The organism is Halovenus carboxidivorans (assembly GCF_009831575.1).
Lineage (GTDB): Archaea > Halobacteriota > Halobacteria > Halobacteriales > Haloarculaceae > Halovenus > Halovenus carboxidivorans.
In genome coordinates this window covers 172913-194645 of record NZ_WUUT01000004.1, presented here as the reverse complement: position 1 = coordinate 194645, position 21733 = coordinate 172913, and the positions used below count along the sequence as shown (strand labels likewise).

Below are 21733 nucleotides of genomic sequence, written 5' to 3'. Positions count from 1 at the left end.
TCTCGCTCCCACGACAGCAAAATCACAACAACCGTCCGACGAGGAGATACGCAATCAGATATGCGCCGGTCGCGCAGACCAGCCCGCGGCCGATCTGATACCCCAGCAGTTCGCGATCCAGCCCCCGAGTCAGTCCGGTCGCCAGCCCGGTCAGCACGACTGCGAGCAGCAACGCGTACACCCCGACGGGACCGCCGAGCCAGACCAGCGACTGCGTCTGCTCGGCCAGAAACTCCTCGCCGCCGATCCCCTCCGCGAGGGCGACCGTCGCACCCGCAACGAGCGGCCCGAAAAGCATCCCGGTCGTCTTGAGTGTCTGGCAGACGTGGGTGAGTCCTCGCTTGGCCTCGCGCTCGATTGCCTGGAGATCCTCGACGTGATCGCCCAGCGCCAGCAGTGCCGTCCCGGCGGGGCGACCGGCCTCGGCCGCCAGCGCGAGCAGCGCGACGCTGCCGCGGACCCGGGGGCTCGGCACGGCTTCGAGGACGCCGTTGCGGCCCAGGAACGCCTCTTCGACGCCGATCTGCAGTTGACGGTGTCGGAGAGATCCGGCGCGAAAGACCGCGCCGATCTCGTCGTCCAGTTCCTCGCCAGTGTGTTCGATCGCGGTCTCGACCGCTCGTCCGTTGGCGACCCGACGACCGACCAGTGTCAGCGCGTCGGGCAGCGACCGCTCGATACGTCGAATGTGTTCGTACTGGCTGACGACCGGGCGGTAGTACAGCCACAGACCGACACCGACCCCGAATCCGGACGCAGCGACGACTCGGCCCCACAGCGGTGTGACCCACCCCGCGGCGACGCCAGCACAGACCGCGACGCCGAGGGAGACGGCGACGGCCAGGCGGCGTCTGTCGGGGACACCGTCGTGGTCGGTCGTGATCGCTGGCGGGGGGAAGGCGACGGGTCGGTTGGCGAGCAGCCACGCCGAGGCACCGAGCAGCACTCCGGGGAGCGCGATATCGTAGAGTGTAACGACGGTCAGCGGCGTCACCGCGACGCCGACCGCACTGCCTGCCGGCAGCAGCGCAACGAGGGCGGTCGGGAGCAACACGCCGAATGCGTACAGCGCCGTCACGGGAGTCCGGACCCACGCGCCGAACGATTCCATCTGGTCCCGCGTCCCTTCCATCACGACCGTCAGTGCCCGGTCGAGCAGGCGCTCGCGGTCGCGGTCGGTCGCGTTACCGGCCGCGGAGACGAGTGCGACCGACCGACGCAGGGAGGGGAAGAGGTCGGCCCACGCGTCACCGAAACTGACGAACCCGGCGAGGCCGGTGTGTCGGCTCTGGCGGACGTGATCCGCGAGACTCGCGGCGAGGACTCCGCTGCCGGTCCGGGCGGCGAAATCCGCGGCTCGCTCGGGAGTCGGCGAGAGCCGCATGCTGAGGACGGTCCGGGCGACGAGATCCGGTGCGGCCCCGAGTGCGGCCGTCCGGCGGGCGGTCGCCAGCAGGCGCGGCGCGGACTGGACCGTGTGCGTCGTCAGCAGACCGACCGTCACGGCCGCGAGGACGGCCACGGCTCGAAACTGTGGCGGGACGACGACGGCAGAGAGCGAGAGGGAGAAACCGACAACGAGACCGGCGACGTACCCGGCCTCGACTACCGCGGCAGGGTCGACGGGGCGGCCGAGAAAATCGAGCGCCAGTCGGAGTTCCGTACTCGGCTCGGCACGCCACGGATACAGCGCCGCCGTCGCTTCGAGGAGCCTGATAATGTGAGTGCCGCTCATCGCTCTCGCTCCCCGTGGGAGTCGACGACTGCGCCCACGTCGGTCCCACCGGCGTCGGCCAGCGATTGCAGGAGTCGCTCCCGGCGTTTGAGTCGTTCGCGGAGGTCGGCATAGGGTTCCCCGGCCGCGCGGAGGTCGTCGACCGCCGTGCTGTTGCCCCGCTCGATCCGTCCGGTCGGATCGAGGCCCGCGCCGCTCCGCTCGAACAGCGTCTCGAAAGCCGGCGCCGTGCCAGTCGTGACCTCCTCGACCGCGCTGACGCGGCGAGTGCTGTCGGCGGTGATCTCACAGGTGACGATCAGGTCGGTCACACCGAAGGAGGACGGCGAGACGCCCAGATCCTCGACGACGCGCTCGTAGACGGCCTGGCCGCCGTCGCCGTGAATCGTCCCCAGAACCGCCTCGCTGTTCGCACCGACGCGCATCGCCTCGTAGAGAACCCCCGCTTCCTCGCCACGAACCTCTCCGACTGCGATGGCTCCGTCCCCGAGTCGCAAGGCTGTTCGTAACGCCCCGGCCGGCGAGAGTTCGTCACCGTCGGCGCTGGCCAGCAGGGGCTGGATATCCCGTCCGGCCTCCTGTAACGGTTCGACCGGTAGCTCCGGTGTGTCCTCGATAGCGACGGTTCGCACGTCTGGTGGGAGTTCCCAGAGCAGGGCGCCGAGTAGCGTCGTCTTCCCCGCCCCGCGCGGCCCGGCGACCAGCACCGCGGCACCGCGTTCGACCGCGACCGAGAGCAGCGCTGCTGCCGTGGCAGAGAGCGTCCCGTTTCCGACGAGCGCGGGCAGCGTCCAGACCGCGTCGTCCTGCGCCCGGAAGGCGAAGGCCGTGCCGTCGCTCGGCGGTTCCGTGACGCCGGCGACGCGCATCTGCCGGTCTGCGACGGTCGCCGTCGCGTCGAGCGTTGGATCGGCCCGCGAGAACGCGCGACCGCTCTCCCGACGGAACCGCGAGGAGAGCGCCTCGACGCCTTCGGCCGTGAGGCGGACGTTCGTTCGACAGGTCTCGCCGTCGACGGTGACGCGCACCTGGTTCGACGGGGCCGGGGCGGTGACGAAGGCGTCCGAAACCTCCGGGTCGGCAAAGAGGTCTTCGAGGAGACCGAACCCGCGGGTGTGTTTTCGGAGAATGCCGCTGATCCGCTCGACGGAAACTGTCTCGGCGTACGCCTCGTCCTCAGCGACGGCACGGACCGCCCGGCCCGGGGCGCGCTGTTCGCCCTCGAAGGCTCCGCTGGCGAGGCGGTCGTAGGCCGTCGCCAGCAGATCGTATCCCTCAGCCGAGAGGTCGCGCTCGGCGGGCCAGAGGAAGTACCGGTCGACACCGGTCGGCTGCTCGTATCGTCGCACTGTCGCGCCGGTATCGAGTTCGCAGACATCCCGTAACTGTGTATCGGGCGGCGGAGTGGTGCACACGCGCCAGTGACTCACCGTCGGACCAACCGCCGGAGCGAGTACCGTCTCGTAATCAGCGGCGTTGGCAGCGAGTTCGGCAAGCCCCGTTTCCGCGGCGATATCCCGGACCGCGTCGGCCCGTCCGGTCGCTTCGTGGGCGGCCGCGAGTGGGTCACGGAGCGCCCGGGCAGCGAGCCGTTCGTCGTGAAACTCCGTCGCCTCGGCGAACCGTCCGGCCGCGGCGAGCAGGGCGGCCGACTTGTCCTCGTACGCTCGAACGACCCCGCGGCGTTCGACTTTGACGGCCTCTGCGTCGCGGTCGACGAGTCGGCCGATAACGGTCTGCCGGCAGTCGGGGCTGTCGGCCAGCCGCCCGTCCCGGTCGCAGGCCGAGGCGTCGACAATCAGGGTTTCCCCCTCGAAGGACGGCTCACAGCCGCACGGCTGTTGATCTGTGTCGTCACTGAGCAGCGACGCGAGTGCGTCCGGAAGACGACCGTGCAGCGACATGGCGATCACAGCAGTTCCCGGATTCGCTGGAGTCTCCCGGTTCCGTCCGACTCCTCGGGGAGGAGCGAGGGGTCAGTTTGCTGCTCGGACCGGGACGGTGAACGACCGCCGTCTGTCGCTTCGGGGCGGGTCACGTCTCCGGACGATTGCTGGTGCGAGCGAGCGCCGTGGCGTCGCCCGCACTCGTGGCAACGACCACGTTCGGCCGCGTGGGTGCGCTCTGTGGGTTGCTCGTCCCCGCCTGCTTTGGTCGGCTCACCTGCTCGGGCCTCGATCTCGTCACCCGCTTGAGCTTCGGGTACCCCACCGGCTTCGAGCGTCTCGAAACTCGATTCGAGCGCTTCCGCCTTGGCGAGGGCGGCGTCAGCCCGCCGTTCGACGTCCTCGTTGACTGACCGGACGTTTCCGACGTATCCCCTGAGCGCCTGCGCCGCCGCGTCGATCTCGTCGACCTGCTCCTCTAAGTCGTCGAGGCGCTCCGTGATCGTCGAGAGGGTGTCCTGAATGTCAGCGTAGTCACCGGCCAGTTCCTGGTCGAACTCGCCCTCGGCGACTGTCCGTTCGAGTGCCTCGACGCGCTCTGTCAGTGCGTCGTCCATAGGCCCGCTGGTCCGGTACTGGTATTTGAACCCTCGGACGGTGATACCCGGAACCGAGCGGTCTAAAGGGATGCAGTCCTGAGGTCCGCACATGAACCGCCGTGCTTTTCTGGGTCTCGTCGGTGCCGGCGCGTCCGCGACGCTCGCGGGGTGTTTCGACGGGCAAGCGGCCGCCACCGATGACAACCGGGTGACGATGACACAGGTCGATTTCCGGCCCGAGGAGTTGCGGGTGCCGGTCGGAACGACCGTCGTCTTCGAGAACACGAGCAGCCACAGCCACACCGTCACCGCGTCCGGACTCCCCGAAGCGGCCGACGACTCCGAGTACTTCGCCTCCGGCGGGTTCGACAGCTACGAGGCCGCCAAGGCCGCGTGGGACGACCGTGCCGGCGGGATACTCGAACCCGGCGATACGTTCGAAAACGAGTTTACGACTCCCGGACGGTACGACTACGTCTGCATCCCCCATCTCCGTCAAGATATGGTCGGTGCGATCATCGTCGAGGAAGCGGAGACCAGCGACGACAACTCGACGGCGTCGTACTGAGCCGTCTCGGACTGTTCTGGCCCGGCGAATCGTCACCCGAGTCGTCTCTCGGATCGGACACCCCGGCGAGGCAGTTCACGTACCGTTGTGTTTCTTGGAGTTCCCTCGGCGGCCGTTCGAGCGACCCCGCTGACCGTTCGGTCCGCGACCGTTCGAGCGGCCTCGTCCCGGGTTCCGCGGTGGCTCCGGCGAAACGACCACGTCGGTCGTCGTGGGAATCTCTGGGTCGTCTGCCACGTTGTTCGTGGCGTCGGTCACGCGTTCGCCGCCCACCCGTAGCCTCGTGTCGAGTCGGCCGATCAGGTCGTTGAGATTCGCCGTCGCCTCCGCCGGCGCCGCCGCGGAGCCGAGACAGACCACGGCCCCGCCGTCGTCACGGAAAGAGCGAACTGCTGCGGCCTCCTCCGGGGTGAAGGAACTGACGGGCGTGGTGACGATGAGGGCTCGCGCCCCGGAGAGGCGGTCGAGGGTCACGTCGTTGATCTGCTCGAATGTGATCCCCCGCCCTTCGAGATGTCGCTGGTAGTAAGCGGCGTCCTCGTTCGAGAGGGCGTAATCGACGCCGAACTGGCCGTGACCGCCGTCGATGAAGACGATGTCCTCGCGTCCGTCGCCAGCCAGCGTCTCGATGACGTCGCTCAGGAACGCAAAGTTGTCGAACCCAGACGTGTCGGCCCCGAACCCCTCGAGTTGCTCGTAGGACTCGTCGATCAGGAGCGAGCCGCCGACGGCGACACCGGCCGCCGAATCGACGCCGAACAGCGGGTGTTTCTTCCTCGAGGTCTGGTCGCCCAGGGCCGCCTCAGGCTCGGAGTAGGCGGCGACGGTCTGCGGCCGTGGTCGCCCGTTGTCGCGGTCGAGAACCGCCGCGTCCGGGACGAACAGCTCGGCAATCTCGCCGTCGCGGTACGGCGAGGCCTCGCTGATGTCGCTTTCGGTCCAGACCCTGCGAGCGTCGCTGCGGGCGTCCTGTTCGAGCGCCCAGAACTCGTCGTGGTCCTCGAACGTCGAGCCGTAGACCCGAGCGTATCCCTTTTCGACCATCTCCCGGTTGTACAGCGTCTCTCGGCTGCCGTCGCCGTCGGCATCGTACTCGGCGTACGCGAGCAACCGCGTGGGATCCCGGAGCGGTTCGTTCTCGTCGAACGACAGCGTGATACTCTCGCCTTCGAGACGGCCGCGAGCGAACGTCGTCGCCCGACTCGCCCAGTCGGTGAGATACTCCGTCGTGCGGGCGTTCGGGTCGTCGTCGATGCCGTCGCGGGCCTCGAACAGCGAGTCCGGGCCAGTGAAGTTGCTCGTAACGGGGACGAAACGCGCACCGGCGTTGTTCTCGTCGTCGACGACCTGGTCGTCGTTGAACCGGAAACCGAGGTCGAGCGCGTTGGCCACCGCGTTCAGGTTGGCCGTCGCGTCGAAGTTGTTGAAATCCGACTGGTCGTGGAGAATCACCGCCCCGCCGTCGGCGACAAACTCCGAGAGGGCGGTGCGTTCCGCGTCACTGAAGGAATCGGCAGGTGATGTGATCACGACCGCGGCCGCTCCCGACAGGTCGGTTAGATCGGTCGTCGATTCGAGCGTATAGCCGTTTTTCTCGGCGTAGGACTCGAACTCGGGGAACGAGGCCAGATCGTAGAACTGGCCGTGGCCCTCGTCCCACAGGACGGTGCCGCCGCCCACGAGGCTGTCGTAGAGGTTCAGCAGGAACTCCTCGTTGTCGGCGCTCGTGTCGAATCCCTCGTCGACGAACGGTGCTCCGAGGCCGGCGACGGCCCCGTCAATCGCAACGAGCGGGATCGCAGCGTCGTCGGGGTAGGAAACCGCGTCGCCGGTTCCGTCGCTGTCCTCGTTGCTCGCGGTCGGTTCGGCGGCGACGGCGACCAGCGAGTCGTCGGTCAGTGGCTCGCCGTTCGCATCGAGCAGGCTCGCCGTCGAATCGAAGACGAGTTCGTCGACGGCATCCGGGGCTCCGATATCGTAGGCCAGCCCTTCCCACTCCTCGGGGCGCTCCGCGGTGGCAGCCACGCTCGCGCTCTCGGGGGTGTCGATACCGAGCACGCGGACCGTCGCGGTGTACTCCGTTTCGAGGCCGATATCCTCGCCGTCGAACGTGTCGCCGTCGGCCACGCTCTCGACGCGAACGTCGTACTCCCGGCCGCGCCGGAGGTCGATAGTGATCCCCGGTCGGTCGCCGAACAGCGGGAACGCGTCGTTGAAGTTCGACGTGAGCGGGAGGTACGCGGTGCCGACGTTGTTCTCCGTATCGCCCACCTCGCCGTCGTTGAACCGAAAGCCCGCACCGAGGGCCTCGGCAACCGCGTTCAGGTTCGCGGTCTGATCGAAGTTACTGAAATCCGACTGGTCGTGGAGGACGACCAGTCCGCCGCCGGCGACGAACTCCGAGAGGGCGGTGCGTTCCGCGTCACTGAAGGAGTCGGCGGGTGAGGTGATCACGACCGCGGCCGCTCCCGACAGATCGGTCAGATCGGTCGCCGCCGACAGCGTGTAGCCGTTGTCCTCAGCGTAGGCCGCGAAGTTCCGAAACCGATCGAGGGAGTAGAACTGGCCGTGGCTCTCGTCCCACAGGATCGTCTCCCCCGAGGCGTACTCGTCGTAGAGATTCAGCAGAAACTCCTCGTTACCCAGATCACCGAGCGTGTCTTCGCCCTCGATCTCAGGGACGAGGTCGCCGTCGTTGACCAGCATCCCCCCGATACCGACGACGGCGCCGCTATCTCGGTCGTCGATGCCGACCAGCGGGATGTCGGCGTCCTCAGGGTAGGAAACCGCGTTGCCGTCGCCGTCGCGGTCCCGAACCGAGGCGGTCGATTCCGCGTAGACGGCGACCAGCGAGTCGTCGGTCAGCGGGCCCCCGTCGGCCGCCAACAGCCCGCTCGTCGACGGAAACAACATCTGTCCGATCTGTCCCTGCTCGGTCGTCGATACCTGTTGGGGTAGTGGTCCCGTCGGGAGTGCCTCGGCCCCGGCGGTACCGGCCGCTGTTACTCCCGCCAGCGCACTTATGAACTGTCGTCGACGCATCAAGCTATCTCTCGAAGGTGACACAAATAAAACATGCTAACTCGTCAACAGAGTTCTCAGTATGTGTATGTTAAACACGTACTGGCCGACAGTCGTGACCGTACCGGCTGGATAGGTTTCCCGGTGAGTCCGGATACGCCCCGGACCAGTAACCGCTGTGGCCGTGCGGTGAGGGGGTCGGTTATCCCTCGTCAGGCTCGTACGGGTGTGCGTCGTCGACCGACGGCGCACCGACCGCGAGCACCCGCACCGAGTCGTCTGCGCGCTCGGGATTGTACGCGCGCTGTGGACTCCCGGGGTCGACGAAGAACGCCTGGTCCGCCTCGACGACGAACTCCTCCTCCGGCGTTTCGACGTGCAGCGTCCCTTCGAGGACGTAGAATGCCTCGACCTGTTCGTCGTGGTAGTGATACGCCAGGCCGGACTGCTCTCCGGGTGCGAGTTCGTACACGCGGAACCCGATTTTCGAGTTCTGGTACTCGTAGCCCGCGGCGGCGCTGAGCGAGCGCACGTCTGTCGGTCTGTCGTCCCACTGGTCGAGTTCGTCCGGATCGAGCAGGTGATATCCCATGCTCGCTGGTAGCTAACCGAGAACCAAAAATACCGCTGTCGAGGGCGAATACTCATCAAAACGGCATCAGTTGGACGGCGACGCGGCTGGTCGGCTGAGTGCCGAGGCGCAGATCGCGCCGAGAACAACGTCGAAACCGGTCCGACGACGTTACTCGTCGACGTCGACGCTGGCTTCCTCTTCGGCGGCGACCTCTTCGGGCCGGGCTTCGAGGGTCATCTTCTGGATCTCGACGCGGCGAAGCGGGTAGATCGTCTTCGCCTCGTTGTAGATCGCCGAGGAGAGCCGGCCTTCGACGACGCTGTCGGTCAGGTCCTCGAAGGTGCGTTCGCGGGCGTTCTCGCGGACGAGATCGATCATCGTCCGGCGGATCGCCTTCTCCTGGCTCTCGTCGGCACTCTTGGTCGTCAGTGCGACCGGCTGGATCTGGACGCGGTAGTCGTCCGCGGTCAGCACCGTGATGTACGCCTCGATCTTCGAGGAGCCACGGCGGACCAGGCTGCGCAGGTAATCCCGCGTCAGCTCGTGTTTGATGAACTCCGTGTAAGCCGTGTCGCTCGCGACCTCGGTGATCTTGAACGTGAGTTTGGTGTTGTTTCCGCTGGCGTCGTTTTTCAGATCGCCGAGCGTGGTCTCGATCGTACGACCGAGCGCCTTGTCCGGTTCGTCTGCTGGTGTCTTACCGAGCTCCTCCCGGTCGAACTGCTCGGGAGCCTGCACGGTGTACCACCGCTTTTCCTGCTTCTGCTTTGAGACTGATCGTTCGCTCATGTGTTTGTGGTTGTCGTGGACGTGTCCCCGTCCGTGGTTGTGAGCTGTTCCGCCACCTGGAGATTGACGACGTAATCGTCGAGTGTCGACTGCAGCCCGCCCGTCGACTCGCGGTCGATAGTCGTGACGACCGTCGATCCGTCGACGCTCGTCTCCATCTCTGCCGTGTTGTCGGGCGCGAGCGCCTGTGCGACGGCCACGGCCGTCTCGGCGTCGCCGTGGTCGGTCTCGATCCGCGCGAAGCGACCGGTCATACTGCCTCCGTAAACGCCGCGACGAACTCGGTTGCATCGCCGGAGAACGCCGCTCGTCCCCGCCGACCGGCCGCCCCGCTCGTCCCGTCGACGGTCGTCGCCGCCACGTCCAGCGGCTCGGAGAAGTCGACCGGATCGCCCGCACGCGTCGTGACGGCCGCACGGTCGGAGTCGACTGCGAGGACGACCGGCTCCGGCGAGCGGTACGCTGCGACGAGTTCGGCGACCGTACAGACGGGCGCCGGGTCCGAGCACTGGACGACGAACAGCCCGTCGTAGCGGCTGGTCGTCGCCGTTCGGATCGCCTCGTGTGCGCTGGCACCGTGTCGCCGCCAGCAATCGAGCGCGCGCTCGGCGTCGACTCTCCCGAGTGCGAGCGCGACTGCCAGCCCCGACTGCTCGCGAGCGACGGCAGAGAGCAGATCGGCGTAGCCCCCGATCGTGCCGAACGGACCGCCGGCCAGCGGCCGGAGGAGCCGTTCGACCGCTTCGCTGCCACGGTCGACGCCTGCCGGATCGCCGGCGACCGACAGCGCGACCGCGGAGGCCAGCCGTCGGCGGTCTTCCTCGGTCGGTTCGGGCGGAATCTCGACGCCGAGTTCTGCCCCGATGTCGTCACGGCCCGAAAACGGGGCGTGGACGAGCGTCGAGTGTGCGAGCCCGTCCGCGGGATCAGCGGTCGGCACCGCGACCCCGGGCCGGCGCTCGATGCCGCGCTGGCGGGCAACCGTGGCGAGTTCGTCGCCCGGGTGCCCCTCGGCGGCGACCGCCCCGGCCAGTGCCAGGGGCAGGTCGCCGGCGCCGAGTTCGCGAGCGACGGTGTGGGCGGTTCGAGTGGCCGCGTCGTCGAGTCCGATCGTGAGATCCCCGCCGGTCACCGGGCGTCCGACGGCGACGAGCAGATCCGTGTCGGTCGAGCGCTGTGCTGGCTGCTCCAGCGGCGTGACCGACATCTGGTAGGGGATCTGCCGGTGGTCGAGCGCGTCGGCCAACAGCCCAGCGGCGGCGACGCTGTCCGCGTCGGTCGCCGCGACGAGACGGACAAACTCCGCCTCCTCGACTGCGGCCCGAAGATCGCTCGGTGTCGTCTCGGCTGGGTGACCGGCGGCGGACATCTCAGATCAGGTCTCGGGCTTCGTCGACGCTGTAACTGAACTCCTCGTCGAGTTCGTCGCCCCGGTAGTAGTCGATGAGACGACGGATCTTCGACTCGGTATTCTGCAGCGCGCGCTTGTTCTGATGGTCGGTGGGGTTCTCCTGGACGTGATCGCGCAGGCGAACCGCCTTGGCCATCAGGTTCCGGAGATCCTCGGGAATCTCCGGGTCTGCGTCGTTCTCTTCGAGGATCTCGGTCACTTTCTTGCCCGTCGCCAACTTCACGTCGGGGACGGGTGTCCCCTGAACGCCCTCGTCGCGCAGTTTCAGCCCGATTTCGCTGGGGCTGTGGCCTTCCTCGGCCAACTCCACGACGCGGTCTTCGATCGCTTCGGGCTCGACGTCGCTCCACTCCGGTGGGTCGTCTGCCGCCGGCTTGTCCGATCCGGACGAGCCACGGCGGCGTGAGTGCATTCGTGCCATGTGTATCTTTGGAACTGCACGAACCGCTGTAAGCGAGGCGTCCGTCTGGACGCTGTGGCCGATACCGGCCGACACTCCCACAATCCCGAGCCATCCAAGCGGATGGCGAGTCAGATTTGCGGTCGTGCGTTCCCGTCCGTGGGAAGTGGAGCCGACCGTTTAACTATTGCTTTCTGGACTCAGTACTCGACTGTCGTTCCGGCACGCACGTTCCCCTCGCCGTCGACAATTTCGACGGTCACGTAGTCGACCTTGTTGAGGTTCACGTCGAACGTCTCGGCCGTGTTCTCGACGGTAAGTCCAGTTCTGGTCGCGAGATTGTCGTCGTCGTTGTTGTTCTTCGAGCGGTTCACACGGATTCGCATCTCTGCATCGGGATCGTTCGAGTTCGCCTCGATGTCGACTACGAGATCACCGCCGCTCGACCCGAGCGTCACGTCGTTGATCTCGTAGGTCGCTTCGAGGACAGTCACTTCTTTGAGAACAGTCCCGTTGTCACTCTGGATGGATATGTCGCCGGTGTCGGGGACGGTCCCGGTCGTGTTCCAGGAGAGGCTGACAGACTCGTTGGCCCCCGACGAGAGAGACAGATTGTTGTCGCCGTTGTTGTCGCTGTAGCTGTCGACCAGATTGCCGTTGTAATCGTACAGTTCGATGTCCTGTGTGTCGGCAGTGTCCCCGACGTTTTCTATCGTGGCCGCGACATCGACAGTCTGGTTCTCGAACACCTCGTCGTCGTAGGAGTCGACGGTCACGTCGAAGAACGGACCGCTGCCGTCGGTGACCGACACCGGCGTCGAATCCTCGAACCCGCTCTCGGTTCGGACAGTCGCGTCGTACTCACCGGTCGATGCGGATGTCCAACTGAGCGTGATCTGTTTCGTCTCGTCTTTGTTGAGGTGGAGCGACTGGCTGTCCCTCAAGGCGCCGCCGACGGAGAGGTTGATATCTTCGGTTCCCTCGAACCGTTCGTTGGTAACACTGACGTTGACGTGGAGTGTCTCGCCGTCGGTGATCGCAGAGTTGGTATTGTCGATGGAGACGTGGTGTTCGGGCTGTTTGTATACGGTACAGTTTTCGCCGCCGATTGTCGTGTTCGTGCACGAGAAACTACCTTCGAGGAAGACATCCACGCCGATGGTGCTATCTGTCGTGGTGACATCCCCCCCTGAGTCGATTGTTCCTCCCACGTAGGAAATCGAGGTCACCGAGACATCGCTGTTGTCCCCGGTCGTTATCGACCCATCGACCGTCCCGCCAGTCACGGAGGCAGAACCCTGCGTGTCGACTGTGATATCGCCCCCGACTTGGGAGCCGCCGAGAACCTGTACATCACTGCTGTCGTCAGCGACGATGTCGCCACCGACCTCCGAGGTGCTGTCGAGGTCGATATCGGTTCCGTCTCCGGTCGTTACGGTTCCGCTCACGGTCGAACCGCTATCTACGTCGACGTTGCTCGCGTTCTCCGCCGTGAGACTGCCGCCGATAGCCGAGCCAGTGCCCAGAGTGACAGAGCCGTCACTGGTCTCGACGGCGCCACCGATGACGGCGTCGCTGAGTGAGATATCCTCGCCAGTGGTTGCGCCCTGTTGGATCGTCGAGTCCGTCACGCTCAGACTACTGTTTTCACCGCCGGTAGCTGTGCCGTCGATTGTCGATCCACCCTGGATAGTGATATCGCCGCCCGCGGTGGCGTCACCGTTGATCTCCGATCCGGAGTCCATCTGGAGTGCGTCACCGGCCACAACGTCACCGAGGTACGTCTCGCCGTCGGTCATCGAAACCGTTCCGTTGACATCGATTTCCCCCAGGACGGCACCGTCATCGATTGTCAGATCTTCGATCAGCCCGACGTTTTCCTCGGTTAGATCACATCGGACCACCGTATTCTGGACGGTTACGTCCGAACCGGACGCGAGTTGATCCTCGATATATCCACAGCCGTTCTCTGGCTGTGGCACTCCCGGCGGTAACGGCTCTTCTCCCGGGCGAATCGTGAACGAGTCGAGCACCGCGCTGTCCTCTCCACTGCGCCAGATCACGCGGACTGTCTCGCCGCGTTCGACCCAGAGCCTGATCGACTCGCCCGACTCGAGTTCGTCGTCAGCGCTGTACTGGTCGCTGCTGGTCAACTCTCCGCCGCTTACCGCCGCGTCGATTTCGAGTTCCGACGCCGGAATCCCCTCCCCACTGTCGACGGCAATCGTCAACAGCCCGGCCGCTTCTGTCCCGCTGTCCGCGGGCGTGACCCCGAAGCTATCCTCCCTCTGGTGGTCCACTTCCTCGTAGTGGAAGGCGAGTCCAACTGTCGGCGTACTGTTCGGTTCTTCCCCGGCAGTCGCAAAGACGAGCGGCGCGACGACGACTGCCAGCGAGACCGTGATCGCGATCATCAAGACGGCCCCGATAACTGGACTCACCGCGCGCTGTGTCTCCAGCGGCCGCTCCCGCCGCGTGTTCCCACCCTGTTGGCGCGCCTTAAATCTCATTTTTGATAGCAGGAGCCGATGCTACCGGAACCAAACAGGTCCAGTCGAATAAGTGCTCCGGGCAAGGGAGTTCCGTTGGGAGAGCCAATTGATTTATCAGGTCCTGTGTCGTACGACGAACGAATGACACCCTCGACGCGCGACGGGCGAGCGCGGTCTCGCGGCCAGAGCGAGACGCTCGGATTTATCATCCTGTTTTCGATTTTGATTGTCGGTGCACTCCTGGTCGTCGGTCTCGGTTCAGTCGCGCTGGACGACACCGAACAGTCGCTGTCGGACGACCGCGCGGAGCAGTCGCTGACGCAGTTCGCCTCGAAGGCGGGCCTGGTCGCCCTCGGCGAGTCGGATTCACAGCGGATTTCGTTCCCGACGGGGGCGGGCGAACAGTTCTCGGTCGAGGAGAACACCGGCTGGCTGAAGGTGACCGTCGAGAATCAGACCGCCGCCAGTTCCAGATACACCGTGATGAACCAGACGCTCGGATCGGTCGTCTACAGACACGGAAATTCGCGGGCGGCGTATCAGGGCGGCGGCGTCTGGCGTGCGAACGACGCCGGCGGTGCGATGGTGTCACCGCCGGAGTTTCACTTCCGGAACGGAACGCTGACGCTGCCAACCATCTCCGTCAGGGGAAGCGGATCGCTCGGCTCGAACGTGGTCGTGACGAAAACCGGCGTCAACCGAACCTTTCCGGTCATCGGGACGGTCGACGAGGACGAACAGAACCCCCTCAACAACCACCTCGTCCGCGTGACGGTCAAAAGCGAGTTCTACCAGGGGTGGGGACAGTACTTCGAGGAACGGACCGACGGGGAAGTCAAGTACAACCACAGCAACCAGGAGGCGACGCTCGTGTTGGTCACCCCAATCGAAGAGACAGAGGTGACATCCGCGACGGCGAGTCTGGCTGCAGCCGGTGACTTCACACTCGCAGGACGAGCAGGGTCGCGGTGCGGTGGCTCTTCGTCCAGTGACTTCTATACGGACAGTTACGACTCGACCGAACTGGCTGACGGCGAGGATTACTGCGATTATCTCTCGAACAACGAACCGGGAATCGACGGCGACATCATCTACGGCGGCGATGTCGATATCTCACAGGGGACCGGTGGGGCGGACATCTGCGGGAACATCATCTCCGGCGGGACCGTGACGACGAAAGGAAGTACGGACGGCGACGAGATCAACTGTGGCGGCGGCAAGGGGGGAGGACAACCGACAGTGTACGGAAATATCGAGTACACCGACGACTGTATCGACTGTGAGGATGCCATCGCGAGCATCCCCAGCCGAGATTGGGAAGCGACCCAGATAGACGGCGTGCGCTCGGCCGCACCGATCGGTTTCTACGTCGAGAGCCAGATCGAAGCAATCGAAGAAGATGCCGACGAGGTCGATCCCGGAACAGACCAGACACTGCAGTCCGGCGACTACTACTTCGATTCGTCGTTGACGGTCGACAATGGAGATAACCTGACACTCGACACGTCAGACGGTAGAATCGACATTGCCGTAGAAGAGAATGTAATCGTAGAAGATGACTCGACGATACACGTCACCGGCGACGGACGGGTCCGCGTATTCGTCGGCGGAAATGTTCCTGACGGGACGTATCATTTTGCACTGAAGGATAGCTCCGAAATCAACGAGACAGGAACTGACGCGCGAAAGTTCCGCATGTACGGAAAGGAGGACTTCAAGGCCACCATCGGTAACAGTGGAGGCATCGGAACTCTCGCGAAGTTCGTCGGTGTGATCTACGCGCCGCCGAGTGAGACGAGCGACAGTTCCGTCAACATCGACGGGGCAGAGGTCTTCGGCGGGATGCTGACAGGGACGACGACTCTCAACGCCGGAAGCATCCACTACGACGAAGCGCTCAGAAACGAGCAGGTGATCGAACCCGACGCCGGCGCGGTGACGGTGACCTTCCTCCACGTCACTGTCAACGAAATTACGGTCAAAAGCGGGTAAGCTGGACTCGCGACCGTTCACCGGATGATCGAGAGTTCGATTCGCTGGTGGGTGACGAACACCGTCTCCGGATCGTCGATTGTACAGGAGACCGTCTGGTCCGCCGTAGTACAGTCGAGACCGCGCTCCTCGACGAAGTACCGCTCCCAGATCTCGTAGCGGGGTGAGGTGATCTCGATTGTCACCTCCTCGTACTCCCGCTGGGTGTCGGCGAGGACCTCCCTCCGGGTCGATTTCCCTCGGAGGAGGACCGTCGTACCGCTCGAGGATTCCGAGCCATCCGAGACGGTGTGAATAATCGGGAAGTGGACTCGCTGTTCGCTGAGTAAGAACGGGGGATCCCGGATCATGAGTCCGCCGTTGGCCTGCTGACGGAAGACCGCCCCGCCTTCGTAGACGAGGCTGGTCTGGTCAGAGATCTGGAGTTCGACCGGGCGGGCCGTGTACTCGTGCGTGCGCGGGACGACGCCGTCATCGACTGTGACTCGAATCCGGATCGGATCGGCGTAGAACAGTTCGGATTCGCCGAGATCGATCTCGGTTGCTCGACTCGGACTGTTCTGTTCGTAGACCGATGCCATGTTGTCCGCGACCACGTCGAACGCTCGCTCGGCGTTTGCGGCCTGTTCGTTGTCCCGGGACTCTTCGAGGATGCCGAGACCGGTGAAACTGACCACAGATATCGACAGCAACACGAGCGAGAAGACGACGACGTAACCGATGATCTCGCTGACTGCTCGTTCCCTAGGCATTGGTGATTCGAATCCCCCCCTCGTCGTCGTCGTAGATCACGGCGATAGCCCCGCCGTCGGCCTGTGACTCGATGACCGGAGTCCGGACGGAGACGTTGATCTCGACGCTGGCGCTGGACCCCTGTACGTCGATTCGGAGCCGCGCCAGTTCCGTGCTCGCGTCCGGTTCGACGAGCGTCACTCGATACGGCGCGCCGCTCACGTCCGGCTGGAAGGTCTGGTTGACGTACGCTGTCTCGGTCCCGTTCCCGGCCTCGACGTAGCGGTCGACCTGTTCGATGTTGCCGGCGATGTGCGTGCCGATGACGTTCGCCTCCCCTTCCGCGACGTCGTCGCGCTGGTCCTCGACAAAGGTTCCGCCGGCGACGATGAGTCCGGTGACCAGAACCGACGAGATACCGAGTACGAGGACGTAGTTCAGCGTGATCGAAACGCCCCGGGAGCGTCGGATCGGACCGTCGGCACCGAGTCGTCCCGTCATGGCGGCACCTCCCCGGGGGCGACGACGATCTCCGTCTGGTAGCCGACCTGCGAGGTGAAAAACTCGTAGTTGACGCGGACGCTGTAGATTGCCTCCGCCGTGTACGGATCGTCGGGGTAGCTGTCGTACTGGCCTCCGGAGACGCTCGTGCTGTTGACGATCATCGAGTATGTCCCTTCGATTGCGTCGCCGTTTCTGATCTCGATGTCGTAGGCGTCGCCGAGTCCAGTCGCGAAGTGCATCCGCTCGCCGCTCGTCTGCTGGATCAGGGCGTAACACGGCTCGCCGTCGATTGTCCCGGCCGTCACGTCGACCGTGAACTGCTCCGGGAGGTCACGGGTACAGGACTCGCGTTCGCCCGCGGGGGTCTCGACCTCGACGGTCACGTTACCGCCGTCTTCCGAGATGTTCATCCGCCACTCGTCGCTGCCGTCGCCGGCGACGAAGGTGAAGGGGTTCGAGCTTCGAAGCGCAGACTGGCTCGTGACGTTGAAGACGACGTTTCTGGCGTGGACGGTCCCGGCCAGCGTCCAGTCTGTATCGCCGTTGGCGTCGGTGAACTGGCCGGCGCTGTCCTGGGCGAGTCTGGTTCCGAGGTCGTGGCTCTCGTACTCGATGACGACGCTCTGGCCGAGAACGGACTGGTCGGTTCCGGAGCGGCGGTTGATCTCTCGGACGGCCGCGGTGATCTCTGACGGGGACCTGTCGGGGTCGTCGTTGATTCCGGCAACGGCGGCCCCGACGGTCCGGGTCACCTCGTACCGATACTCCAGGGCGTCCTGCGACCCGGGCACGTCGTCGCGGGTCGCCAGGTTCTCGGTGAAGATTGCCGAGTTGACGACCAGGGCGAGCGCGACGAACGCGACCGCGAGGATGAACGCCGAGAGGAGGACGATCTGTCCGCGGCGTCCGTCCTCGCCCGGGATCAGATCCGCCACGCGACCACCTCCACGCGGACCATGTTGTACATCGGGCCGTCGTCGTCGATATCGGAGGCGTAAAACTCCGCCGCGGAGAGCGGCGTCCCGTCAGCCAGCGTATCGGAGTCCCGGAGCGGCACCGTCCACGACGCGCTGACGGCGTGGTCGCTCGGGTCCCCCTGGTCGATCAGCACCTGGCTGTCGAGCCCTCCCTCGGGAGTGTGGAAGTGCAAGACGACGTTGTACGCCACGTTTCGATCAGTGTACGCGCGTCTGAGTGCGTCGCCGAAGGCGTTGTCCGGCGGGGTTCCGCGGTAGTAGCCGACCGGGTCCGCGCCGACGAACCGCTGTTCGCTCTCGTTCCACGCCAGCACCGCCGCCTGCAGCGAGCCGTTCTCGGCGGTGCTCGCCAGGACGCCCTCGCTGCTCTTCTGGAGCTGGTTTTCGAGGTGCTGGCTCGACGTACTCGCCGACAGCGGCGTCACTGCCGTCATCTGGAGCGCAAAGCCGACCGCGACGAGCAACAGCAGCGCCGACGTGACGGCTTCGAGCGTCATCGCCTGCGCCCGCTCGTCGCCGGTGCTCGGGCTCACCAGACGAGCACCTCCATCGTGACCGACTGGCCGTGCAGCGAGACAACCCGGCGGGCGGTCACCGTGGACGTGCCGTTACCCGGTGGATCGCTGCCCGTCGCCAGTTCGATATCGCTCGCCGCGCAGTCGCCGCTGTACAGGTCCGGGCCGCCCTCGTCCTCCGGCGTCCAGCACATCGACGTGCGGCCGTCCTCGTCGAAGGATTTGCTCACGACGATCCGAACGTCCTGCGTGTCGGTGAGATCGAACTGCTCGGCGGGATCTGTGCTGTTGTATCGACACTCACTCGTCGCGCTCGCATCCCCCTCGAAAAACGAGACCGTACAGTAGGTGTCGAGGACGTGGGGCTGGCTGGGCGATCCGAGCAGATCCTGCGTGAGCGAGTCGGCAATCTGGTTCGAGACCGCCGGTTCCTCCTCGCCGCTGAGGTCGAACGGCGAGAGAATACCCGGGACGAACGTGAAGACGAACAGCACGACTCCCAGAAAGACAGCCATCCCGATAGCGAAATCGATAGATGTCTGACCTCTGTGAGCCCTCATCTGACGAGTCCCCGGCGTGTGTCGGTGAAGTGCTGATGTATCACGGTTCGTCCCCGGTCCCAGTGCGAGTTGCGTCTCCTCGGAGAGACGCCCCAGTCGTACTCGCTACAACCAAATCACTCACATCGTATATCGGTTATGGCCAACTGACCCGGAAACGGGAGAGTGGTGTTCGGGCCGTAGATCCCCTCTCGCTGCGTTCTGTCGGGGTTATCCTTCCAGCGATTTCTCGAAGTGAACCAGTTCGTACTCGCCCATCACCGAGCGGTCGACTTCGCGGTAGCCCGCCGTCGAGTACAGATCGACGGCGCGCTGCTGGCGTCTCGCCGTCGTCGCCAGCAGGCGGTCGTAGCTGTCGGTGTCGACGCGGCGTTCGAGTTCCGCGAGGAGCGCTCGACCGTACCCCTGTCCCTGACTGGGCGGGGCGACGCGCATCCGGTGGAGTTCGACGCTCCCGGGGACGGTCCGCTCGTCGTCGTGGCCCTGTTCGTTCGGGAGAAACCCGCCCATCGCCACGACGGCGCCGTCGAAGGTCCGGGGAACCTCGCTGTCGGCGGACTCCGAGATACCGACCAGAAACTCCCCGCCGCTCTCGATGTACGACGACTCGATCGTTTCGAGGTCTTCGGTCCCGGGAACGTCGGTCGGATCCGTTCCGGCCTCGCGCATCGCCCACGCGTGGAGCCGTAACACGGCCTCGCTGTCCCGGGGGTCGTACCGTCGAAACTGAATCCCGTCGGCCATGCTACCGGTCCTCGAAGACCGATTCGCCGGGCTTCGTGCGCGCTCCCGTCGAGAGGACGACCCCGGGGTTGAGACTCGTGTTGATCCCCGTCTTGACGCGGTCGCCGGCGACGACGCCGAACTTCCGGCGGCCCGTGGAGACGCGGTCGCCCTTGACCGTTACCCGCACGTCGGCATCGTCGTGGCGCAGGTTGGCGACGTTCGTGCCGGCCCCGAAGTTCACGTCTCGGCCGAGGACGCTGTCACCGACGTAGGAGAGATGTGGGACGCTGCTGTCGGCCATGATGACGCTGTTTTTGATCTCGACGGACTGGCCGACCTTCGTGTTCTCCGCGAGCAACGTTCTCCCGCGAACGTAGGCGTTCGGACCGACAGTCGCGCCCGAGCGGATCAGCGCCGGGCCTTCGACGACCGTGCCCGGTTCGACCGTCGCGCCTTCCTCGACCACGACGGGACCGCGAATCGTCGCAGAGTCCGCGACGGAGCCGTCGATCCGGCGGTCGAGTTCACCGAGTCGCCACTCGTTGGCTTCGAGCAACTCCCACGGGCGGCCGACATCCAGCCAGCGGTCGAGTTCGACGGCGCGAACGTCGAACTCGTCGATCACGCGGGCGAGAACGTCGGTCAGTTCGTACTCCCCGCGTTCGGATTTCGGCACGTCCAGATACTCGATGGCGGCGGCGGGGAACTGATACGCGCCGGCGTTTGCCAGTTTCGAGGGGGGATCGGCCGGTTTCTCGACGATGTCGGTGACAGTCTCGCCCGCGGTGGACAGCACACCGTAACTGGTCGGATCCTCGACTTCGATAGCGGCGATGGCCGGCCCGTCGCCGAACAGCCCTTCGATTCCCTCGTCGTAGAGGTTGTCACCGTTGAGTACGACGAACTCGCCGTCGAGTTCGGGAGCGGCCGCGCGGACCGCGTCGGCGGTGCCGCGCTGTTCGGACTGGGTGACGAACGTCACCGGAACGCCACGATACGACTCACCGAAATACGACGTGATCGCGTCGCGTTCGTAGCCGACGACGACGATCAACTCCGAGACGCCGGCGTCGACGGCGGCGTCGGCGGCGTGTGCCACGAGCGGTCGGTCGGCGACCGGCACCATCGGTTTCGGGAGCGCGTCAGTCAGCGGGCGCATCCGGGTTCCCTGTCCCGCGGCCAGCAGTACTGCTTGCATGGGCGTATCGTCTCGGCCGGGACTAAAATGGGTATCGTCACCGACGCGGTTCAGCGCCGCTTCGAGCCACGTCGGGCCGACACCGGGGCACGGTCCTCGAAGGATTTGCCGCAACTCGGACAGTCGCCGTCCTCGAAGAACTCGCGCGGTCCTTCTCTGGTTTCGGGATCCCAGCGAACGCGGTAACCACAGCGGTCACAGACCGTCGTTTGTCGCGCCATGTTGTCAGTTGGACTCGATGGGATATAACTCTCGGTGGTCGGCCGGACACGCCGGATTTTTGCTGATCCGCCGCCTATCCGCCCCCATGACAGAGGAGATTCCGGACTCGGCCCGCGAGGCGTTCGAGGCACACGAGAAGATCACGGCGACCGAGGAAGGGTACGCTGTCGACACGACTGTGTTCGACGGTTACGTCCGGGCCAGTGACGGCCCCGACTGGAAGAACACCTACACGGTGACAGTGTTCGTTCCGACGCTGTCCGCGGCGGCGGCGGAGGCCGTCGGCCCGGCCGTCGAGGACGGGTGGCGGGACACCCTCGAACGGCGGTTAGGGGACGCCCCGCAGTCGACCCGGGCGGCCGTCGACCTGCACGACCTGAGCGTCGAGGAGATCGACGACGAACTCCAGATCACCTTCACCTTCGAGTTCGGCAACGCCGACCGCGCCGCCGAGATTGCGAAGACCTTCGTCGAGTACGTCGAGGGGACCTACGTCGAAGGTATCGTTCCCGGCTACGAGTACGAGCCACCCGTGGCGGATCTGCTCTCGGAAGCGAGCCAGGCCGACGACAGCAGCGCGAGACGCGGCGGCACGCCGCTTTAGTCCATCGCGATATAGGTCTGTGTGCTACTGACGCCGTCGATCGACTGGATCTCCGTCGCGGCGATGTCCTTCACGTCGGCGGGGGAATCGACCGCGACGACGGCGATGAGGTCGACGTCCCCGGCGACGATATGAGTCCGTTCGACCCCCTCGATTGCCGTGATTGCATCCTTGAGTCGGTCCGCCTCGCTCGTGTTCGCTTTGATCATGACGTATGCTCGTACCATA

General features: G+C 65.3%; 22 protein-coding genes. 3 read left to right on the top strand and 19 right to left on the bottom strand.

The features are described 5' to 3' along the window. Positions 1 to 22: 22 nt before the first annotated feature. Genes GRX03_RS11510 through GRX03_RS11500 form a run of 3 tightly spaced genes read right to left on the bottom strand, consistent with a single transcriptional unit; the run spans position 23 to position 4238 of the window. Positions 23 to 1735 carry a type II secretion system F family protein gene (locus GRX03_RS11510; RefSeq protein ID WP_201289227.1) on the bottom strand — a complete coding sequence of 571 codons (1713 nt, stop codon included), beginning with the start codon at positions 1733 to 1735 and terminating at the stop codon, positions 23 to 25. Beyond that, complete coding sequence (locus GRX03_RS11505; RefSeq protein WP_159764354.1) at positions 1732 to 3639, bottom strand: type II/IV secretion system ATPase subunit; 1908 nt, start codon at positions 3637 to 3639, stop codon at positions 1732 to 1734. Before GRX03_RS11505 ends, GRX03_RS11510 begins: the two co-directional genes overlap by 4 nt. Before the next feature lie 5 nt (positions 3640 to 3644). Next, positions 3645 to 4238, bottom strand: a complete 594-nt coding sequence (locus tag GRX03_RS11500) for a DUF7310 family coiled-coil domain-containing protein (RefSeq protein WP_159764353.1) — start codon at positions 4236 to 4238, stop codon at positions 3645 to 3647. Between the two features lie 91 nt (positions 4239 to 4329). Between GRX03_RS11500 and GRX03_RS11495 the strand changes: the two genes are divergently transcribed. Then, on the top strand, positions 4330 to 4788 hold the full coding sequence (locus tag GRX03_RS11495) for a cupredoxin domain-containing protein (RefSeq protein ID WP_159764352.1): 459 nt from the start codon (positions 4330 to 4332) through the stop codon (positions 4786 to 4788). Between the two features lie 75 nt (positions 4789 to 4863). Here GRX03_RS11495 and GRX03_RS11490 read toward each other — a convergent pair whose 3' ends face one another. From GRX03_RS11490 to GRX03_RS11460, 7 genes are all read right to left on the bottom strand, one after another. Continuing rightward, a complete protein-coding gene (locus GRX03_RS11490; protein WP_159764351.1) occupies positions 4864 to 7830 on the bottom strand; it encodes a DUF4350 domain-containing protein in 2967 nt (988 codons plus the stop codon). Between the two features lie 181 nt (positions 7831 to 8011). Then, on the bottom strand, positions 8012 to 8401 hold the full coding sequence (locus GRX03_RS11485; RefSeq protein WP_159764350.1) for a cupin domain-containing protein: 390 nt from the start codon (positions 8399 to 8401) through the stop codon (positions 8012 to 8014). Between the two features lie 150 nt (positions 8402 to 8551). Then, positions 8552 to 9172: a 30S ribosomal protein S3ae gene (locus GRX03_RS11480; protein WP_159764349.1), complete on the bottom strand. Its 621-nt coding sequence runs from the start codon at positions 9170 to 9172 to the stop codon at positions 8552 to 8554. Continuing rightward, complete coding sequence (locus GRX03_RS11475) at positions 9169 to 9426, bottom strand: KEOPS complex subunit Pcc1 (protein ID WP_159764348.1); 258 nt, start codon at positions 9424 to 9426, stop codon at positions 9169 to 9171. The genes GRX03_RS11480 and GRX03_RS11475 overlap by 4 nt, the downstream gene beginning before the upstream one ends. Continuing rightward, complete coding sequence (locus tag GRX03_RS11470) at positions 9423 to 10541, bottom strand: hypothetical protein (protein WP_159764347.1); 1119 nt, start codon at positions 10539 to 10541, stop codon at positions 9423 to 9425. Before GRX03_RS11470 ends, GRX03_RS11475 begins: the two co-directional genes overlap by 4 nt. Position 10542: 1 nt before the next feature. Next, complete coding sequence (locus GRX03_RS11465; RefSeq protein WP_159764346.1) at positions 10543 to 11004, bottom strand: 30S ribosomal protein S15; 462 nt, start codon at positions 11002 to 11004, stop codon at positions 10543 to 10545. A 179-nt stretch (positions 11005 to 11183) separates the two neighbouring features. After that, positions 11184 to 13493: a type IV pilin gene (locus GRX03_RS11460; RefSeq protein ID WP_159764345.1), complete on the bottom strand. Its 2310-nt coding sequence runs from the start codon at positions 13491 to 13493 to the stop codon at positions 11184 to 11186. A 123-nt stretch (positions 13494 to 13616) separates the two neighbouring features. Between GRX03_RS11460 and GRX03_RS11455 the strand changes: the two genes are divergently transcribed. Then, positions 13617 to 15467, top strand: a complete 1851-nt coding sequence (locus GRX03_RS11455) for a DUF7289 family protein (protein ID WP_159764344.1) — start codon at positions 13617 to 13619, stop codon at positions 15465 to 15467. 17 nt (positions 15468 to 15484) lie between these two features. On the opposite strand, the gene GRX03_RS11450 is transcribed toward GRX03_RS11455, so the two are convergent. The 8 genes from GRX03_RS11450 to GRX03_RS11415 all read right to left on the bottom strand — a co-directional run bounded on the left by GRX03_RS11450 (position 15485) and on the right by GRX03_RS11415 (position 20900). After that, positions 15485 to 16219 (bottom strand): DUF7289 family protein, encoded by a 735-nt coding sequence (locus tag GRX03_RS11450; protein WP_159764343.1) that lies wholly within the window; start codon positions 16217 to 16219, stop codon positions 15485 to 15487. Continuing rightward, entirely contained in the window at positions 16212 to 16700 is a 489-nt protein-coding gene (locus GRX03_RS11445) for a DUF7266 family protein (protein WP_159764342.1), read from the bottom strand. Before GRX03_RS11445 ends, GRX03_RS11450 begins: the two co-directional genes overlap by 8 nt. After that, complete coding sequence (locus GRX03_RS11440; protein ID WP_159764341.1) at positions 16697 to 17638, bottom strand: DUF7261 family protein; 942 nt, start codon at positions 17636 to 17638, stop codon at positions 16697 to 16699. Before GRX03_RS11440 ends, GRX03_RS11445 begins: the two co-directional genes overlap by 4 nt. Then, positions 17626 to 18213: a DUF7288 family protein gene (locus GRX03_RS11435; RefSeq protein WP_368278356.1), complete on the bottom strand. Its 588-nt coding sequence runs from the start codon at positions 18211 to 18213 to the stop codon at positions 17626 to 17628. The genes GRX03_RS11440 and GRX03_RS11435 overlap by 13 nt, the downstream gene beginning before the upstream one ends. Next, positions 18210 to 18755, bottom strand: coding sequence for a DUF7287 family protein (locus GRX03_RS11430; protein ID WP_159764340.1), 546 nt, complete (start codon positions 18753 to 18755; stop codon positions 18210 to 18212). The genes GRX03_RS11435 and GRX03_RS11430 overlap by 4 nt, the downstream gene beginning before the upstream one ends. A gap of 210 nt (positions 18756 to 18965) precedes the next feature. Continuing rightward, on the bottom strand, positions 18966 to 19499 hold the full coding sequence (locus GRX03_RS11425; protein ID WP_159764339.1) for a GNAT family N-acetyltransferase: 534 nt from the start codon (positions 19497 to 19499) through the stop codon (positions 18966 to 18968). A 1-nt stretch (position 19500) separates the two neighbouring features. Continuing rightward, positions 19501 to 20679, bottom strand: coding sequence for a bifunctional sugar-1-phosphate nucleotidylyltransferase/acetyltransferase (glmU, locus tag GRX03_RS11420; RefSeq protein ID WP_159764338.1), 1179 nt, complete (start codon positions 20677 to 20679; stop codon positions 19501 to 19503). 50 nt (positions 20680 to 20729) lie between these two features. After that, entirely contained in the window at positions 20730 to 20900 is a 171-nt protein-coding gene (locus GRX03_RS11415) for a hypothetical protein (protein ID WP_159764337.1), read from the bottom strand. Between the two features lie 86 nt (positions 20901 to 20986). Between GRX03_RS11415 and GRX03_RS11410 the strand changes: the two genes are divergently transcribed. After that, complete coding sequence (locus GRX03_RS11410; protein ID WP_159764336.1) at positions 20987 to 21505, top strand: DUF5813 family protein; 519 nt, start codon at positions 20987 to 20989, stop codon at positions 21503 to 21505. On the opposite strand, the gene GRX03_RS11405 is transcribed toward GRX03_RS11410, so the two are convergent. Further along, positions 21502 to 21732 carry an Lrp/AsnC family transcriptional regulator gene (locus tag GRX03_RS11405; protein WP_159764335.1) on the bottom strand — a complete coding sequence of 77 codons (231 nt, stop codon included), beginning with the start codon at positions 21730 to 21732 and terminating at the stop codon, positions 21502 to 21504. The two genes, GRX03_RS11410 and GRX03_RS11405, sit on opposite strands and share 4 nt — an antisense overlap. Between the last annotated feature and the right edge of the window lies 1 nt (position 21733).

What these genes read in the sequence shown, in the direction of transcription:
- GRX03_RS11460 (WP_159764345.1), bottom strand. Translation starts at nt 13,493, where the DNA reads ATGAGATTTAAGGCGCGCCAACAGGGTGGGAACACGCGGCGGGAGCGG.
- GRX03_RS11410 (WP_159764336.1), top strand. Translation starts at nt 20,987, where the DNA reads ATGACAGAGGAGATTCCGGACTCGGCCCGCGAGGCGTTCGAGGCACAC.
- GRX03_RS11425 (WP_159764339.1), bottom strand. Translation starts at nt 19,499, where the DNA reads ATGGCCGACGGGATTCAGTTTCGACGGTACGACCCCCGGGACAGCGAG.
- GRX03_RS11500 (WP_159764353.1), bottom strand. Translation starts at nt 4,238, where the DNA reads ATGGACGACGCACTGACAGAGCGCGTCGAGGCACTCGAACGGACAGTC.
- GRX03_RS11450 (WP_159764343.1), bottom strand. Translation starts at nt 16,219, where the DNA reads ATGCCTAGGGAACGAGCAGTCAGCGAGATCATCGGTTACGTCGTCGTC.
- GRX03_RS11445 (WP_159764342.1), bottom strand. Translation starts at nt 16,700, where the DNA reads ATGACGGGACGACTCGGTGCCGACGGTCCGATCCGACGCTCCCGGGGC.
- GRX03_RS11470 (WP_159764347.1), bottom strand. Translation starts at nt 10,541, where the DNA reads ATGTCCGCCGCCGGTCACCCAGCCGAGACGACACCGAGCGATCTTCGG.
- GRX03_RS11405 (WP_159764335.1), bottom strand. Translation starts at nt 21,732, where the DNA reads ATGGTACGAGCATACGTCATGATCAAAGCGAACACGAGCGAGGCGGAC.
- GRX03_RS11430 (WP_159764340.1), bottom strand. Translation starts at nt 18,755, where the DNA reads ATGAGGGCTCACAGAGGTCAGACATCTATCGATTTCGCTATCGGGATG.
- GRX03_RS11455 (WP_159764344.1), top strand. Translation starts at nt 13,617, where the DNA reads ATGACACCCTCGACGCGCGACGGGCGAGCGCGGTCTCGCGGCCAGAGC.
- GRX03_RS11490 (WP_159764351.1), bottom strand. Translation starts at nt 7,830, where the DNA reads ATGCGTCGACGACAGTTCATAAGTGCGCTGGCGGGAGTAACAGCGGCC.
- glmU (WP_159764338.1), bottom strand. Translation starts at nt 20,679, where the DNA reads ATGCAAGCAGTACTGCTGGCCGCGGGACAGGGAACCCGGATGCGCCCG.
- GRX03_RS11415 (WP_159764337.1), bottom strand. Translation starts at nt 20,900, where the DNA reads ATGGCGCGACAAACGACGGTCTGTGACCGCTGTGGTTACCGCGTTCGC.
- GRX03_RS11465 (WP_159764346.1), bottom strand. Translation starts at nt 11,004, where the DNA reads ATGGCACGAATGCACTCACGCCGCCGTGGCTCGTCCGGATCGGACAAG.
- GRX03_RS11495 (WP_159764352.1), top strand. Translation starts at nt 4,330, where the DNA reads ATGAACCGCCGTGCTTTTCTGGGTCTCGTCGGTGCCGGCGCGTCCGCG.
- GRX03_RS11505 (WP_159764354.1), bottom strand. Translation starts at nt 3,639, where the DNA reads ATGTCGCTGCACGGTCGTCTTCCGGACGCACTCGCGTCGCTGCTCAGT.
- GRX03_RS11480 (WP_159764349.1), bottom strand. Translation starts at nt 9,172, where the DNA reads ATGAGCGAACGATCAGTCTCAAAGCAGAAGCAGGAAAAGCGGTGGTAC.
- GRX03_RS11510 (WP_201289227.1), bottom strand. Translation starts at nt 1,735, where the DNA reads ATGAGCGGCACTCACATTATCAGGCTCCTCGAAGCGACGGCGGCGCTG.
- GRX03_RS11485 (WP_159764350.1), bottom strand. Translation starts at nt 8,401, where the DNA reads ATGGGATATCACCTGCTCGATCCGGACGAACTCGACCAGTGGGACGAC.
- GRX03_RS11475 (WP_159764348.1), bottom strand. Translation starts at nt 9,426, where the DNA reads ATGACCGGTCGCTTCGCGCGGATCGAGACCGACCACGGCGACGCCGAG.